Origin of the sequence: Streptococcus pseudopneumoniae (genome assembly GCF_001070815.1) — a bacterium.
GTDB classification, from domain to species: Bacteria; Bacillota; Bacilli; order Lactobacillales; family Streptococcaceae; genus Streptococcus; species Streptococcus pseudopneumoniae_P.
On record NZ_JVLX01000064.1, the window covers coordinates 1 to 14622 of the forward strand.

Here is a 14622-nt window from a genome sequence, read left to right on the forward strand (position 1 = left end):
TATACGGCAAGGCGACGTTGACGTGGTTTGAATTTGATTTTCGAAGAGTATAAATAGTAAACAAAAAGGAGCGCTGAGCTCCTTTTCTTCGTGACTATAGGGTTTTTTCTTGTTCTCTCACCACCAGCAAATCGACTTTAGCATGGCGGAGGATGTATTCAGATGAAGATCCGACCAAGAGACGTTCAAAGGCGTTGAGACCAGTTGCGCCAACGAGGATGAGGTCCACTTCTTCAGCATCGGGAATAGTACGTGCTAGTAGGGTCTTTGGATTTCCCATTTCAATGACGATGTGAACATCTGCCACACCAGCATCTTTAGCACGTTTTTCGTACTCTTTCATCAGACTTTCAGCGTCGACTTGGAGTTCTTCATAAACTTCAGCATCAAAGGTGGATACGCTTTGGAGAGCGCGTGTGTCAATGACATGTGCGATGGTGAGTTTAGCGTCGTTTCGTAGAGCAGAATGAACTCCCTTGACAAAAGCCAAGTCCGCTTCTTTAGAACCATCGATTGCGACCATGATATTTTGGTAACGTTGTGCCATAATGAAACCTCCTGAAATTTTCTTACTATAATTGTAAACCTTTTCACTATAGAAGTAAAGCAAAAAAGGTATTTTTTAAAAGAATATTAGCGCTTAAAATCTATATAAATATATGATAAAATAAAAGAAAGGATAGCAGGAAAGAAGTGAAGGGGGGAGAATGATGAAAAACGCTTTTCAAAAATCAAATTTCCTTTATTATGGAATCATCCTAGTTTCAGTCTTGCTAGAAGTTATCATGGTCTGGCAATTAGAGAGTCTGGTACCGCTTCTTTATCCAGGGTTTATAGGTTTTTTAGTCTTTCATGTACTCTACCATCTAATTTTATTCCTAGTTGCAAAACGAAGTGGGCGTTGGGATTACTTGATGATATGGGGGCTTTTCCTCATGTTCAATCTTCTTTATGACTCCTTTTTAGGCTTGCTTTTTCTAGGTTTATCTTTTGGTATGTAATGTGACTTTCGCAAAATACCTGCTATCTCCCCTGTCTTGACCTCGCTTTTAGTGAGGCTTTTCTTCTATACGAAACTAGTAACACATTTCAGTAAACTTGTCGCATTTTCTTTCTAGTGGTATAATGTTACTATCCTGATGAATTGAGGAAACAAGATGAAAGAATATAACAAGTCTAGTAAGTTAGAGCATGTTGCTTATGATATCCGTGGTCCTGTTTTGGAAGAAGCCATGCGAATGCGAGCAAATGGAGAAAAGATTTTACGTCTGAATACAGGAAATCCAGCAGAATTTGGTTTTACAGCGCCAGACGAGGTCATTCATGACTTGATTATGAATGCGCGTGATAGTGAAGGTTACTCTGACTCCAAAGGGATTTTCTCAGCCCGTAAGGCTATCATGCAGTATTGTCAATTGAAGAAATTTCCAAATGTAGATATTGATGATATCTACCTTGGAAATGGTGTTAGTGAATTGATTGTCATGTCTATGCAGGGGCTTTTGGACAACGGGGATGAGGTCTTGGTGCCAATGCCAGACTATCCTCTCTGGACAGCAGCTGTCAGCCTAGCTGGGGGAAATGCCGTTCACTATATCTGTGATGAAGCTGCAGAATGGTATCCAGATATTGACGATATCAAGTCAAAAATCACTTCCAATACCAAGGCGATCATCCTTATCAATCCAAATAATCCAACTGGAGCCCTTTATCCTAAGGAACTCTTGTTGGAGATTATTGAGATTGCCCGTCAAAACGATTTGATTATCTTTGCGGATGAAATTTACGACCGCATGGTCATGGATGGACATGTGCATACGCCTGTGGCGAGTCTGGCACCAGATGTCTTCTGTGTCAGCATGAATGGCCTGTCAAAATCCCACCGTATTGCTGGTTTCCGTGTGGGTTGGATGGTCTTGTCTGGACCTAAGACACACGTTAAAGGCTATATCGAAGGGCTCAATATGCTATCCAATATGCGCCTTTGCTCTAACGTTTTGGCCCAACAAGTAGTACAAACTTCCTTGGGTGGTCACCAATCAGTTGATGAATTGCTCCTTCCTGGTGGACGAATTTACGAGCAAAGAAATTTCATTTACAATGCCATTCAAGATATTCCAGGTTTGTCTGCGGTTAAACCTAAAGCTGGACTCTATATCTTCCCTAAAATCGACCGCAATATGTACCGTATCGATGATGATGAACAGTTTGTCCTTGATTTCTTGAAGCAGGAAAAGGTTCTCTTGGTTCATGGTCGAGGCTTTAACTGGCAGGAACCAGACCACTTCCGTATCGTTTATCTTCCGCGTGTTGATGAACTAGCCCAAATCCAAGAAAAGATGACTCGATTCTTAAAACAGTATCGTAGATAGGGCTTACATTCGAAAAAGCTGGAAACATTTGCCTTGAGCTATTGACAAAAGTGAAAGAATCAGATAGAATAGTAAAGTATGTTTAGTAACTGATCACTTTATAGCCGGCTAAACGAATACAAAATCTATGAGGAGGTATTCATCGTGAAACGTACTTATCAACCAAGTAAACTTCGTCGTGCGCGCAAACACGGATTCCGTAACCGTATGTCAACTAAAAACGGTCGTCGCGTATTGGCAGCTCGTCGTCGTAAAGGACGCAAAGTTTTGGCTGCATAATCCAAACGAACCATAACAAAAATCAGTAGGAACTCGAGTCTACTGATTTTTATTTTTGTAAAAAAGTTCAAAAAGGCTTTATATTTTTGCTCAAATAGTGTATAATATTTCACATACTGTAAAAAATGGAGAATAATCATGAAGAAATCAAAAGTTATGCTTTTTGGAGCTATGGCTTTGACAGCAGGTCTAGCTCTAGCGGCATGTGGGTCTTCCCAATCAAGCAATGCAGACAAGACATACTCTTATATCTTTGTCAGTAACCCTGATACCTTGGATTACATTACCTCTACACGAGACTCTACATCTAGTATCACAACCAACTTGATTGATGGGTTGTTGGAAAATGACCAGTATGGCAATCTCATCCCCTCTATGGCTGAGTCATGGACAGTGTCAAAAGATGGCTTGACTTACACTTATAAGATCCGTCAGGGAGCTAAATGGTACACTTCTGAAGGAGAAGAGTATGCGGACGTAACAGCTCATGACTTTGTGACTGGTCTCAAGTATGCGGCTGATAAAAAGGCTGAAAACTTGTACTTGGTACAAGACTCTATCAAGGGACTAGCAGACTATGTTGAAGGGAAATCATCTGATTTTGGAACTGTTGGTGTTAAGGCAGTGGATGATTACACTCTACAATACACTCTCAACCAACCTGAGACTTATTGGAACTCTAAAACAACAGCAAGTATCCTTAGTCCTGTAAATGAAGCCTTCTTGAAGTCTCAGGGAGATGACTTTGGAAGTGTGACACCATCAAGTATCTTGTCAAATGGTCCTTACTTATTTAAATCATTCACATCCAAATCTTTGATTGAACTTGACAAAAACCCTAATTACTGGGATAAGGACAAGGTCAAAATTGAGAAAGTGAAACTCTCTTTCTTTGACGGTTCTGACCAAGACAGCATTGCTAGAGGTTTCTTGGATGGTAACTATACAGATGGTCGTATCTTCCCAACAAGTTCAGTCTTTGCTGAACTCAAGAAGGGAAATGAGGACAAGATTACCTATACACCACAAAACTCAGTTACTTTCTACTATCTTTTCAACGTGAATCGTCAAAGCTACAAGCAAACTATGAAACAGTCTGATAAGGAAAAGACGGATTCACGCGCAGCTATGCAAAATAAAGATTTCCGTCAGGCTATCAACTTTGCCTTTGACCGTCATGCCTATGCAGCGCAGACAAATGGTGAAGATGGAGCAGACCGTATCTTGCGTAATACGATTACACCAAGTAACTTTGTTCAAGTTGGTGATAAGAACTTCGGTGACATTGTCAATGAGAAAATTGTCAACTACGGTAAAGATTGGGCAAATATCAACCTAAACGATGGTAAGCAAGCCTTCTTGAATCCTGAAAAGGCCAAAGAGAAGTTTGCCAAGGCCAAAGAAAGTCTGCAAGCTCAAGGAGTAACCTTCCCAATTCATTTGGATATGCCAGTTGACCAGACTGCCAAATTAGATGTGCAACAGGCTGGCTCTTTCAAACAAACAGTAGAAGAAACTCTTGGTAAGGAGAATGTAGTTATCGATGTTATCCAACTTTCTCCAGATGAAAAAGACCAGGCAACCTACTTTGCAGATACAGCAGAACAAAAAGACTACGATATCGACATCTCAGGATGGGGTGGAGACTACTCAGATCCTAAGACTTACCTAGCTATTCTTGATCCAGAGACAGGTTCTCAGTTGAAAAACATGGGCTTGTCTGAAGGAAAAGACAAGGAAGTCAAGAACAAGATTGGTCTTTCTGACTACAAGAAACTCTTGGATCAGGCTGATGCGGAAATCACAGATACTCAAGCTCGCTATGAAAAATATGCTGAAGCCCAAGCTTGGTTGACAGATAGTGCCCTCTTCCTACCAGTTCAAAGTGGTGGAGCTAACCCAATCTTCCGTAAGACTGTACCGTTTACAGGCCCATTCTCATTCGTTGGTCATAAGGGAAATGCTGACAACTACAAATATGTTGAATTGCAAAAAGAGCCAGTCACTGCTAAACAGTATCAAGAACTCTATGAAAAATGGCTGAAAGAAAAAGCTGAGTCAAATAAAAAAGCTCAGGAAGATTTAGCTAACCATATTCAATAATATTCCTAGTCATGCTTTTCAGTTAATACTCTTCGAAAATCTCTTCAAACCACGTCAGCGTTGCCTTACCGTATATATGGTTACTGACTTCGTCAGTTCTATCTGCAACCTCAAAACAGTGTTTTGAGCTGACTTCGTCAGTTTCATCTACGACCTCAAAGTAGTGCTTTGAGCAGCCTGCGGCTAGCTTCCTAGTTTGCTCTTTGATTTTCATTGAGTATAAGCATAGTGGCTGAATTCAGAAAAAGGCCTTACCAGACGCTTCTTGCTTCTGGTAGGGCCTTTTCTTTATTCTTTTAAGTGATAAGAGTAGCTAGCGACAACGACGTCTTGGTGCCAACGAAGGGCGTATTTGAGTTTAAGACTCATCTGATTGTGCAGGATATTTTGCCAAGGTTTATTAGGGATAAACTGGGGTACCAGGACAGTGACTGTATAGTTCTTTTTCTGGGCATCCTCAGAGATTCGTTTGACATACTTGACAGTAGGGGTGATGATGTCGCGGTAGCTGGTCTTGATGTTCTTCAGAGTAATGGTTGGGAAGTAATCGGCAAATTCTTGGAGAATTTCTTGGTCTTTCTCTGCTGTTTCCTTAGTAGAAATGTGCATGGCTAAGACTTCATCACCGATACTTTGAGCGTAGTTAATGGCTCCGACGCTAACTCGGGTGACATTTCCTACTAGGACGAGGACAAGATTGCCATCGTAGGTACGTTTTTCGATGCCTTCATAGAGACGTAGTTGTTGGGCCACTTTTTGGTAATGACTGTGAATGGCCAAGAAAAGTAGGGTGAGTACGAGAATAATCGGGAAGAAAGGCCAGATATCACTGAGACGGAAAAAGAGCAAGATTAGCACAATCGCGTAGCAAATGATGGCTCCAAGGATATTGGCAAGGGCAGGTTTTAAGAAATTTGTCCCTTTTTCTTTTTTCCAATGGCGAATCATCCCAGTCTGAGATAGGGCGAAGGGAACGAAGACCCCGATAGTATAAAGGGGAATCAAACGTTCGGTATTGCCATTAAAAATGAGAAGAAGAATCATAGCCCCAAATGCCAGAGTTAAAATTCCATTAGAGTAGCCTAGGCGGTCTCCTTTTTCCATAAAGAGATGGGGCATGTATTTGTTTTTAGCCATATTGTAAGCTAGCATAGGGAAGGCCGAAAAGCCGGTATTTGCAGCTACGGCCAAAATTAAGGCTGTGGAGAATTGGAAGGTATAATAGCCAAGGTGGCCTAAGAAGGAATTACCAAGGATACCTTGAGCCATCTGTGAGAGGATGGTTTCTCCGTGTTGCGGCATAATTCCCATCCAGTAGTTTAGGAAGGTAATACCAGCAAACAGAAAACCTAAAATCAGTGACATGATGGTCAAGGTCTGAGCTGCATTCTTTTCTTTCGGAGCCTTGAAAAAGGGAACGGCATTTGAAATAGCTTCAACCCCTGTCAGAGAGGCAGAACCACTGGTAAAGGCTCTTAGAATGAGAACGATAGACAGACTCGGTACAGCATGCCCGATAGGAGAAGTTGCCTGATAGCTGAGAGAACCAGTTACTAGTTGAAAGATTCCATAGAGCAAGAGAAAGACAGTACTGATGATAAAGAGATAGACAGGAATCATCAGTGAACTGGCAGATTCTTTTAAGCCCCGTAAATTCAAGAGCATAAGCAAACAAACTAGAAAAATGGAAATGTGGAGGTTGTAAGGGTGGAGAGCAGGGAGAGCTGCTGTGATAGCATCGGCTCCAGATGACACCGATACCGCCACAGTCAGCATGTAGTCAACCAGCAGACTACCTCCAGCAATTAAGCCAAGTTCGGGAGATAGATTTTCTCGAGTAACCATATAGGCCCCTCCTCCTTGAGGGTAGGCATGGATGATTTGACGGTAGGAGACGGTCAGGCTAGCTAGGAGTAGGAGGACAAAGAGGCCGATAGGAAGACTCCACCATATCGCAAGAGGAGAGAGACTAGCCAAGACGAGGACTACTTGCTCAGGCCCATAGGCAATGGAAGATAGAGCGTCGCTTGACAACATGGCCAAGGCCTGCATTTTTCCCAGCAGACCTCCCTCGCCTTCTGTTAAGGACTTAAGAGGACGACCGATAAAGGTCTGTTTTAATTTTGTAAACATTGTATTTTCCTTTTCTGAAAATTTCAATAAGTGCTATTATACTGCTTTGGGAAAATAGCGTCAAGAGACGACGATGGATTTTAGAATATTTTGTACAGATGAGGAGAGAGGGCAGTTTTTTGGTATAATAGAAGATAGAAAACGAGGTTAGAAGAGATGATTTTTGATACACATACACACTTGAATGTAGAAGAATTTGCAGGTCATGAGGCAGAAGAAATCGCCTTAGCTGCTGAGATGGGTGTGACACAGATGAATATTGTTGGTTTTGATAAACCGACGATTGAGCGTGCCTTGGAGTTGGTAGATGAGTATGACCAGCTCTATGCGACTATTGGTTGGCATCCGACAGAAGCAGGGACTTACACGGAGGAGATTGAAGCCTACTTGCTTGAGAAGCTCAAGCATCCCAAGGTTGTTGCTTTAGGTGAGATTGGTTTGGACTACCATTGGATGACAGCGCCAAAAGAGGTGCAGGAGCAGGTTTTTCGCCGTCAGATTCAGTTATCTAAGGACTTGGATTTACCTTTTGTTGTCCATACTCGTGATGCGCTGGAAGATACCTATGAGATTATCAAAAGTGAGGGCGTTGGTCCTCGTGGTGGGATTATGCACTCATTTTCAGGGACTCTTGAGTGGGCAGAGAAGTTTGTCGCGCTTGGCATGACTATTTCCTTCTCAGGAGTGGTGACTTTTAAGAAGGCCACCGACATCCAAGAGGCGGCTAGAGAACTTCCTTTGGACAAGATTTTGGTGGAGACGGATGCGCCTTACTTGGCTCCTGTTCCTAAACGTGGTCGTGAAAATAAAACAGCCTACACTCGCTATGTAGTGGACTTTATCGCCGACTTACGTGGTATGACGACAGAAGAGCTAGCGGCGATAACAACTGCAAATGCAGAACGAATTTTTGGATTGGACAGCAAGTAATGAAAGAAAAAATTTCCCAAGTTATCGTGGTCGAAGGGCGCGATGATACGGCCAATCTCAAACGCTATTTCGATGTAGAGACCTATGAGACACGAGGTTCTGCCATCAATGAGCAAGATATTGCACGTATTCAGCGCCTACATGAGCTTCATGGAGTCATTGTCTTTACAGACCCAGATTTTAATGGGGAGCGGATTCGTCGCATGATTATGACGGCTATTCCAACAGTTCAGCATGCCTTCCTCAAACGAGATGAAGCTGTTCCCAAGTCCAAGACCAAGGGCCGTTCTCTGGGAATTGAGCATGCCAGCTATGAAGACCTGAAAATGGCTCTAGCTCAGATTACAGAACAATTTGAACATGAGAGTCAGTTTGATATCAGTCGTAGCGACTTGATTCGCCTTGGTTTTCTAGCAGGGGCAGACAGCCGTAAGCGACGAGAATATCTAGGAGAGGCTCTCCGAATTGGCTATTCCAACGGCAAGCAACTCCTCAAACGCCTAGAGTTGTTTGGGGTTACCTTGGCAGAAGTGGAAGAAGCTATGAAATCTTATGAGAACAGCTAAGCAGACCCCAAATGTAAGGGGAATGTGTTACAATAGAAGTAACAGATAATAGAAAAGAGAATAGATGAGAATTGCAGATTATAGCGTGACCAAGGCAGTGCTAGAGCGTCACGGTTTTACCTTTAAAAAGTCCTTCGGGCAAAATTTCTTGATGGATACCAATATTCTTCAAAAAATCGTGGATACGGCTGAGATTGATGACCAGGTTAATGTCATCGAAATCGGGCCAGGGATTGGTGCCTTGACCGAGTTTCTGGCTGAGCGTGCAGCAGAGGTCATGGCCTTTGAAATTGACCATCGTTTGGTACCGATTTTGGCAGATACCTTGCGTGATTTTGACAATGTTACCGTAGTCAACGAGGACATTCTCAAAGTTGATTTGGCGCAACATATCCAGAATTTCAAAAATCCTGACCTGCCAATCAAGGTAGTGGCTAATTTACCTTACTACATCACGACGCCTATTCTCATGCACTTAATCGAGAGTGGGATTCCTTTTAGTGAGTTTGTTGTTATGATGCAGAAAGAAGTGGCAGACCGCATTTCAGCCCAGCCGAATACCAAGGCTTACGGTAGCTTGTCGATTGCGGTGCAGTATTACATGACTGCCAAGGTTGCTTTCATCGTGCCTCGTACGGTCTTTGTGCCAGCGCCAAACGTGGACTCTGCTATTTTGAAAATGGTGCGTCGTCCAGAACCAGCCGTAGCAGTGGAAGACGAGAACTTCTTCTTTAAGGTTTCTAAGGCTAGTTTCACTCATCGACGCAAGACTTTATGGAATAACCTGACAGGTTACTTTGGCAAGACTGAAGAGGTCAAGGACAAGCTGACCAAGGCTTTGGACCAAGCAGGCTTGTCACCAAGTGTACGTGGGGAAGCCCTCAGCTTGGCAGAATTTGCCAGCCTAGCAGATGCACTTAAAGGGCAAGGACTCTAAGATGCAGGGACAAATTATTAAAGCCTTGGCAGGCTTCTACTATGTAGAGAGTGATGGCAAGGTTTATCAAACACGAGCGCGTGGAAATTTTCGTAAAAAAGGCCATACTCCCTACGTTGGGGATTTGGTAGATTTTTCTGCCGAGGAAAATTCAGAAGGCTATATCCTCAAGATTCACGAACGCAAAAACAGCCTAGTCCGTCCGCCAATTGTTAATATTGACCAAGCTGTAGTAATCATGTCAGTCAAGGAACCTGATTTTAACAGCAATTTGCTGGATCGTTTCTTGGTTCTTTTGGAGCACAAGGGTATCCATCCCATCATCTATATTTCTAAAATGGATTTGTTGGAAGATAGAGGGCAACTGGATTTTTATGAACAGACTTATGGTGATATTGGCTATGACTTTGTGACCAGTAAAGAGGAACTCCTGCCTTTGTTAACCGGCAAAGTAACGGTCTTTATGGGGCAGACAGGTGTTGGAAAATCAACTCTTCTCAATAAAATCGCGCCTGACCTTAATCTAGAGACGGGAGAAATCTCAGACAGTCTGGGTCGTGGGCGTCATACCACTAGGGCAGTTAGTTTTTATAACCTCAATGGAGGTAAAATCGCAGACACACCAGGATTTTCATCCTTGGACTATGAAGTATCAACGGCTGAAGACCTCAATCAGGCCTTCCCAGAGATTGCCAATGTCAGCCGAGACTGCAAATTCCGAACTTGTACCCATACCCATGAGCCATCCTGTGCAGTCAAGCCAGCAGTGGAAGAAGGTACTGTTGCCAGCTTCCGTTTTGACAACTACCTGCAATTCCTCAGTGAGATTGAAAATCGCAGAGAAACTTACAAAAAAGTCAGCAAAAAAATTCCAAAATAAGGAGAAACCTATGTCTCAATACAAGATTGCTCCGTCAATTCTGGCAGCAGATTATGCCAACTTTGAACGTGAAATCAAACGCCTAGAAGCAACTGGGGCAGAATATGCCCATATCGATATCATGGATGGTCACTTTGTACCGCAGATCAGCTTTGGTGCAGGTGTGGTTGAAGCTCTTCGTCCACATAGCAAGATGGTCTTTGACTGCCACTTGATGGTGTCAAATCCTGAGCATCATATAGAGGATTTTGCGCGTGCGGGGGCGGATATCATCAGCATCCATGTGGAAGCAACACCTCATATTCATGGTGCCCTCCAAAAGATTCGTTCGCTTGGTGTCAAACCTTCGGTTGTTATCAATCCTGGTACGCCTGTTGAGGCTATCAAGCACGTCCTTCATCTTGTTGATCAAGTCTTGGTCATGACGGTTAACCCTGGCTTTGGTGGACAAGCCTTTCTACCTGAAACTATGGATAAGGTTCGTGAGTTGGTTGCCCTTCGTCAGGAAAAAGGCTTGAACTTTGAAATCGAAGTCGATGGCGGGATTGATGATCAAACTATTGCTCAGGCTAAAGAAGCTGGTGCGACCGTTTTTGTAGCAGGTTCCTATGTCTTTAAGGGAGATGTCAATGAGCGAGTACAAACTCTCAGAAAACAACTGGACTAGGGTTGCCGTTTTTGCAGGCGGAGACCGTGGTCATTATCGGACGGATTTTGATTTCTTTGTCGGTGTGGATCGAGGCTCGCTCTGGGTCTTGGAAGAAAATCTGCCTCTCGCCCTAGCAGTTGGGGATTTTGATTCTGTAACCGAAGAAGAGCGACAGGTGATTCAAAAACGTGCCCAGTATTTTGTCCAAGCACGACCAGAAAAAGATGATACTGATCTGGAATTGGCTCTTTTAACCATCTTTGAGCAAAATCCTCAGGCTCAGGTCACTATTTTCGGGGCTCTTGGTGGTCGTATTGACCATATGTTGGCCAATGTCTTTTTGCCTAGCAATCCAAAGTTGGCACCTTATATGCGTCAGATAGCGATTGAGGATGAGCAAAATTTGATTGCCTATTGTCCCGAAGGGATCAGTCAGCTTGAACCGCGTTCAGACTATGACTATCTAGCCTTTATGCCAGTTCGGGATAGCCAGCTGACCATTCTTGGTGCCAAGTATGAGTTGACAGAGGAAAATTTTTTCTTTAAAAAAGTGTACGCTTCTAACGAATATATAGATAGGGAAGTGTCGGTGACTTGCCCAGATGGTTATGTGGTTGTCTTGCATAGCAAGGATAGGAGGTAGGATGGAAAGTTTACTTGTTCTATTATTAATTGCCAACCTAGTTGGACTCTTTCTCATTTGGCAAAGGCAGGATAAGCAGGAAAAACACCTAAGTAAGTGTTTGGAGGATCAGGCAGATCATCTATCAGACCAGTTGGATTATCGCTTTGAGCAAGCTAGACAAGCTAGCCAGTTGGATCAAAAAGATTTGGAAGTGGCTGTCAGCGATCGCCTGCAAGAAGTGAGAATCGAATTGCACCAAGGTCTGACTCAGGTCCGTCAAGAAATGACAGATAATCTCCTCCAAACTAGAGATAAGACTGACCAACGACTCCAAGCCCTGCAGGAATCAAATGAGCAACGTTTGGAACAAATGCGCCAGACGGTCGAGGAAAAGTTGGAAAAGACCTTACAGACACGCTTGCAGGCTTCCTTTGAGACAGTTTCCAAGCAACTCGAATCTGTCAATCGTGGTCTCGGAGAAATGCAGACAGTTGCCCGCGATGTTGGTGCTCTCAATAAGGTTCTCTCTGGGACCAAGACGCGAGGAATTCTGGGTGAATTGCAACTGGGGCAAATCATCGAAGACATCATGACTCCTGCCCAGTATGAACGAGAATATGCAACGGTTGAAAACTCCAGTGAACGAGTGGAGTACGCTATCAAGTTACCTGGCCAAGGCGACCAGGAATATGTCTACCTGCCAATCGACTCTAAGTTTCCACTGGCAGATTATTACCGCTTAGAAGAAGCCTATGAAGCAGGTGACAAGGACGAGATTGAACGCTGTCGTAAGTCACTCCTAGCAAGTGTCAAGCGCTTTGCCAAGGATATTAGGAACAAGTACATAGCACCACCTCGGACGACCAATTTTGGAGTTTTGTTTGTTCCGACGGAAGGTCTCTACTCGGAAATTGTCCGCAATCCGGTCTTCTTTGATGATTTGAGACGGGAGGAGCAGATTATTGTCGCAGGTCCAAGTACCCTATCAGCTCTGCTTAATTCCCTATCAGTTGGCTTCAAAACTCTCAATATCCAAAAGAGTGCTGACCATATTAGCAAGACCCTTGCTAGTGTCAAGACCGAGTTTGGCAAGTTTGGTGGTATTCTGGTCAAGGCACAAAAACATCTCCAACATGCCTCTGGCAATATTGATGAATTATTAAATCGTCGCACTACAGCTATCGAGCGGACGCTCCGTCACATTGAGTTATCAGAAGGTGAGCCTGCGCTTGATCTACTCCATTTCCAAGAAAATGAGGAAGAATATGAAGATTAGTCACATGAAAAAAGATGAGCTGTTTGAAGGTTTTTACCTAATCAAATCAGCTGACCTGAGGCAAACTCGTGCTGGGAAAAATTACCTGGCCTTTACCTTCCAAGATGATAGTGGCGAGATTGAGGGGAAACTTTGGGATGCCCAACCTCATAACGTTGAGGCCTTTACTGCAGGTAAGGTTGTTCACATGAAAGGGCGCCGAGAAGTTTATAACAACACCCCTCAGGTCAATCAAATCACCCTACGCCTGCCTCAATCCGGCGAACCCAATGATCCAGCTGATTTCAAGGTCAAGTCGCCAGTTGATGTCAAGGAAATCCGTGACTACATGGCGCAAATGATTTTTAAAATTGAAAATCCTGTTTGGCAACGGATTGTCCGAAAGCTCTACACCAAGTATGATAAGGAATTCTACTCTTATCCAGCTGCCAAGACCAACCACCATGCCTTTGAAACGGGTTTGGCTTTCCACACTGCAACCATGGTGCGTTTGGCAGATGCTATTAGCGAAGTTTATCCTCAGCTCAATAAGAGCCTGCTCTATGCGGGGATTATGCTGCATGACTTGGCTAAGGTCATCGAGTTGACGGGACCAGACCAGACCGAGTACACAGTGCGAGGTAATCTTCTTGGACATATCGCTCTGATTGATAGCGAAATTACCAAGACAGTGATGGAACTCGGCATTGATGATACCAAGGAAGAAGTCGTTTTGCTCCGCCACGTCATCCTCAGTCACCATGGCTTACTTGAGTATGGAAGTCCAGTTCGTCCACGCATTATGGAAGCAGAGATTATCCATATGATTGATAATCTGGATGCAAGTATGATGATGATGTCAACTGCTCTTGCTTTGGTGGATAAGGGAGAGATGACCAATAAAATCTTCGCTATGGACAATCGTTCCTTCTATAAACCAGATTTAGATTAATAATTTAAGAAAAATGAGCATTTTTTAGGATAAGAATGTTCGTTTTTTTATGTGAATATGGTATAATAGATAAAATATCAAAATTAAATGAAGTGGGAAATAGAAATGAAATTAAGAAGAAGTGATCGGATGGTTGTCATTTCCAACTATTTGATTAATAATCCTTATAAACTAACTAGTCTCAATACTTTTGCTGAAAAGTATGAATCTGCTAAATCATCCATCTCAGAGGATATCGTGATTATCAAACGCGCCTTTGAGGAAATTGAAATCGGTCATATCCAGACAGTAACTGGTGCTGGTGGTGGTGTCATTTTCACACCATCAATCTCAAACCATGATGCCAAGGAAATGGTTGAGGACTTGCGTGCCAAGTTGTCAGAAAGTGACCGTATCTTGCCAGGTGGTTATATCTATCTGTCTGATTTGCTTAGCACACCAGCCATCTTGAAAAATATTGGTCGTATTATTGCCAAGAGTTTTATGGACCAAAAAATTGATGCGGTTATGACAGTAGCGACTAAGGGTGTTCCACTTGCAAATGCAGTTGCCAATGTCCTCAATGTTCCTTTTGTTATTGTGCGCCGTGACCTGAAAATTACCGAAGGTTCAACTGTCAGCGTCAACTATGTATCAGGTTCAAGTGGTGACCGCATTGAGAAAATGTTCCTTTCAAAACGTAGTCTCAAGGCAGGCAGCCGTGTCTTGATTGTGGATGACTTCTTGAAAGGCGGCGGAACTGTCAACGGGATGATCAGTCTCTTGCGTGAGTTTGATTCAGAATTGGCAGGTGTAGCGGTCTTTGCGGATAATGCTCAAGAAGAACGCGAAAAGCAGTTTGACTACAAGTCACTCTTGAAGGTAACCAATATTGATGTCAAGAACCAAGCCATCGATGTTGAGGTTGGTAATATCTTTGACGAAGATAAATAAGAGATAGA

16 protein-coding genes are annotated in these 14622 nt (G+C 43.2%); 13 read left to right on the plus strand and 3 right to left on the minus strand.

Features of this window, described 5'->3' with window-relative positions; translation table 11 throughout:
- Positions 1-94: 94 nt before the first annotated feature.
- Positions 95-547, minus strand: a complete 453-nt coding sequence (locus ADG81_RS07890; protein WP_000079148.1) for a universal stress protein — start codon at positions 545-547, stop codon at positions 95-97.
- Between the two features lie 160 nt (positions 548-707).
- On the opposite strand from ADG81_RS07890, the gene ADG81_RS07895 reads away from it, so the two are divergent.
- From ADG81_RS07895 to ADG81_RS07910, 4 genes are all read left to right on the plus strand, one after another.
- The gene (locus tag ADG81_RS07895) at positions 708-1001 is read left to right on the plus strand and encodes a hypothetical protein (RefSeq protein WP_023947049.1); all 294 of its coding nucleotides are present in this window, start codon (positions 708-710) and stop codon (positions 999-1001) included.
- A 156-nt stretch (positions 1002-1157) separates the two neighbouring features.
- The gene (locus ADG81_RS07900; protein ID WP_033687296.1) at positions 1158-2372 is read left to right on the plus strand and encodes a pyridoxal phosphate-dependent aminotransferase; all 1215 of its coding nucleotides are present in this window, start codon (positions 1158-1160) and stop codon (positions 2370-2372) included.
- Positions 2373-2516: 144 nt separating this feature from the next.
- On the plus strand, positions 2517-2651 hold the full coding sequence (rpmH, locus tag ADG81_RS07905) for a 50S ribosomal protein L34 (RefSeq protein ID WP_000831905.1): 135 nt from the start codon (positions 2517-2519) through the stop codon (positions 2649-2651).
- Positions 2652-2789: 138 nt separating this feature from the next.
- Complete coding sequence (locus tag ADG81_RS07910; protein WP_049551403.1) at positions 2790-4754, plus strand: peptide ABC transporter substrate-binding protein; 1965 nt, start codon at positions 2790-2792, stop codon at positions 4752-4754.
- Between the two features lie 22 nt (positions 4755-4776).
- Here the strand turns inward: ADG81_RS07910 and ADG81_RS10095 are convergent, their stop codons facing one another.
- On the minus strand, positions 4777-4968 hold the full coding sequence (locus ADG81_RS10095; RefSeq protein ID WP_004238849.1) for a hypothetical protein: 192 nt from the start codon (positions 4966-4968) through the stop codon (positions 4777-4779).
- Between the two features lie 74 nt (positions 4969-5042).
- Entirely contained in the window at positions 5043-6887 is a 1845-nt protein-coding gene (locus ADG81_RS07920) for an APC family permease (RefSeq protein ID WP_000494451.1), read from the minus strand.
- Between the two features lie 156 nt (positions 6888-7043).
- Between ADG81_RS07920 and ADG81_RS07925 the strand changes: the two genes are divergently transcribed.
- From ADG81_RS07925 to purR, 9 genes are all read left to right on the plus strand, one after another.
- Positions 7044-7817: a TatD family hydrolase gene (locus ADG81_RS07925; RefSeq protein ID WP_049551404.1), complete on the plus strand. Its 774-nt coding sequence runs from the start codon at positions 7044-7046 to the stop codon at positions 7815-7817.
- Complete coding sequence (gene rnmV / locus ADG81_RS07930; protein WP_000659993.1) at positions 7817-8383, plus strand: ribonuclease M5; 567 nt, start codon at positions 7817-7819, stop codon at positions 8381-8383. The genes ADG81_RS07925 and rnmV overlap by 1 nt, the downstream gene beginning before the upstream one ends.
- A 64-nt stretch (positions 8384-8447) precedes the next feature.
- Positions 8448-9320 carry a 16S rRNA (adenine(1518)-N(6)/adenine(1519)-N(6))-dimethyltransferase RsmA gene (gene rsmA, locus ADG81_RS07935; protein WP_049551405.1) on the plus strand — a complete coding sequence of 291 codons (873 nt, stop codon included), beginning with the start codon at positions 8448-8450 and terminating at the stop codon, positions 9318-9320.
- Between the two features lies 1 nt (position 9321).
- Positions 9322-10200 carry a ribosome small subunit-dependent GTPase A gene (gene rsgA / locus ADG81_RS07940; RefSeq protein WP_049551406.1) on the plus strand — a complete coding sequence of 293 codons (879 nt, stop codon included), beginning with the start codon at positions 9322-9324 and terminating at the stop codon, positions 10198-10200.
- A gap of 10 nt (positions 10201-10210) precedes the next feature.
- Positions 10211-10867 carry a ribulose-phosphate 3-epimerase gene (rpe, locus tag ADG81_RS07945; RefSeq protein ID WP_049551407.1) on the plus strand — a complete coding sequence of 219 codons (657 nt, stop codon included), beginning with the start codon at positions 10211-10213 and terminating at the stop codon, positions 10865-10867.
- Positions 10830-11492, plus strand: a complete 663-nt coding sequence (locus ADG81_RS07950) for a thiamine diphosphokinase (RefSeq protein WP_049551408.1) — start codon at positions 10830-10832, stop codon at positions 11490-11492. Before rpe ends, ADG81_RS07950 begins: the two co-directional genes overlap by 38 nt.
- 1 nt (position 11493) lies before the next feature.
- Positions 11494-12750: a DNA recombination protein RmuC gene (gene rmuC / locus ADG81_RS07955; protein WP_049551409.1), complete on the plus strand. Its 1257-nt coding sequence runs from the start codon at positions 11494-11496 to the stop codon at positions 12748-12750.
- Complete coding sequence (locus tag ADG81_RS07960) at positions 12740-13681, plus strand: 3'-5' exoribonuclease YhaM family protein (RefSeq protein WP_049551410.1); 942 nt, start codon at positions 12740-12742, stop codon at positions 13679-13681. The genes rmuC and ADG81_RS07960 overlap by 11 nt, the downstream gene beginning before the upstream one ends.
- A gap of 105 nt (positions 13682-13786) precedes the next feature.
- The gene (gene purR / locus ADG81_RS07965) at positions 13787-14614 is read left to right on the plus strand and encodes a pur operon repressor (protein ID WP_004246994.1); all 828 of its coding nucleotides are present in this window, start codon (positions 13787-13789) and stop codon (positions 14612-14614) included.
- Positions 14615-14622: the final 8 nt, after the last annotated feature.

Coding starts and splice junctions, on each gene's coding strand:
- rnmV (WP_000659993.1), top strand. CDS start 7,817: ATGAAAGAAAAAATTTCCCAAGTTATCGTGGTCGAAGGGCGCGATGAT.
- ADG81_RS07920 (WP_000494451.1), bottom strand. CDS start 6,887: ATGTTTACAAAATTAAAACAGACCTTTATCGGTCGTCCTCTTAAGTCC.
- rmuC (WP_049551409.1), top strand. CDS start 11,494: ATGGAAAGTTTACTTGTTCTATTATTAATTGCCAACCTAGTTGGACTC.
- ADG81_RS07910 (WP_049551403.1), top strand. CDS start 2,790: ATGAAGAAATCAAAAGTTATGCTTTTTGGAGCTATGGCTTTGACAGCA.
- ADG81_RS10095 (WP_004238849.1), bottom strand. CDS start 4,968: ATGAAAATCAAAGAGCAAACTAGGAAGCTAGCCGCAGGCTGCTCAAAG.
- purR (WP_004246994.1), top strand. CDS start 13,787: ATGAAATTAAGAAGAAGTGATCGGATGGTTGTCATTTCCAACTATTTG.
- ADG81_RS07950 (WP_049551408.1), top strand. CDS start 10,830: ATGAGCGAGTACAAACTCTCAGAAAACAACTGGACTAGGGTTGCCGTT.
- rpe (WP_049551407.1), top strand. CDS start 10,211: ATGTCTCAATACAAGATTGCTCCGTCAATTCTGGCAGCAGATTATGCC.
- rsgA (WP_049551406.1), top strand. CDS start 9,322: ATGCAGGGACAAATTATTAAAGCCTTGGCAGGCTTCTACTATGTAGAG.
- rsmA (WP_049551405.1), top strand. CDS start 8,448: ATGAGAATTGCAGATTATAGCGTGACCAAGGCAGTGCTAGAGCGTCAC.
- ADG81_RS07960 (WP_049551410.1), top strand. CDS start 12,740: ATGAAGATTAGTCACATGAAAAAAGATGAGCTGTTTGAAGGTTTTTAC.
- ADG81_RS07925 (WP_049551404.1), top strand. CDS start 7,044: ATGATTTTTGATACACATACACACTTGAATGTAGAAGAATTTGCAGGT.
- ADG81_RS07890 (WP_000079148.1), bottom strand. CDS start 547: ATGGCACAACGTTACCAAAATATCATGGTCGCAATCGATGGTTCTAAA.
- ADG81_RS07895 (WP_023947049.1), top strand. CDS start 708: ATGATGAAAAACGCTTTTCAAAAATCAAATTTCCTTTATTATGGAATC.
- ADG81_RS07900 (WP_033687296.1), top strand. CDS start 1,158: ATGAAAGAATATAACAAGTCTAGTAAGTTAGAGCATGTTGCTTATGAT.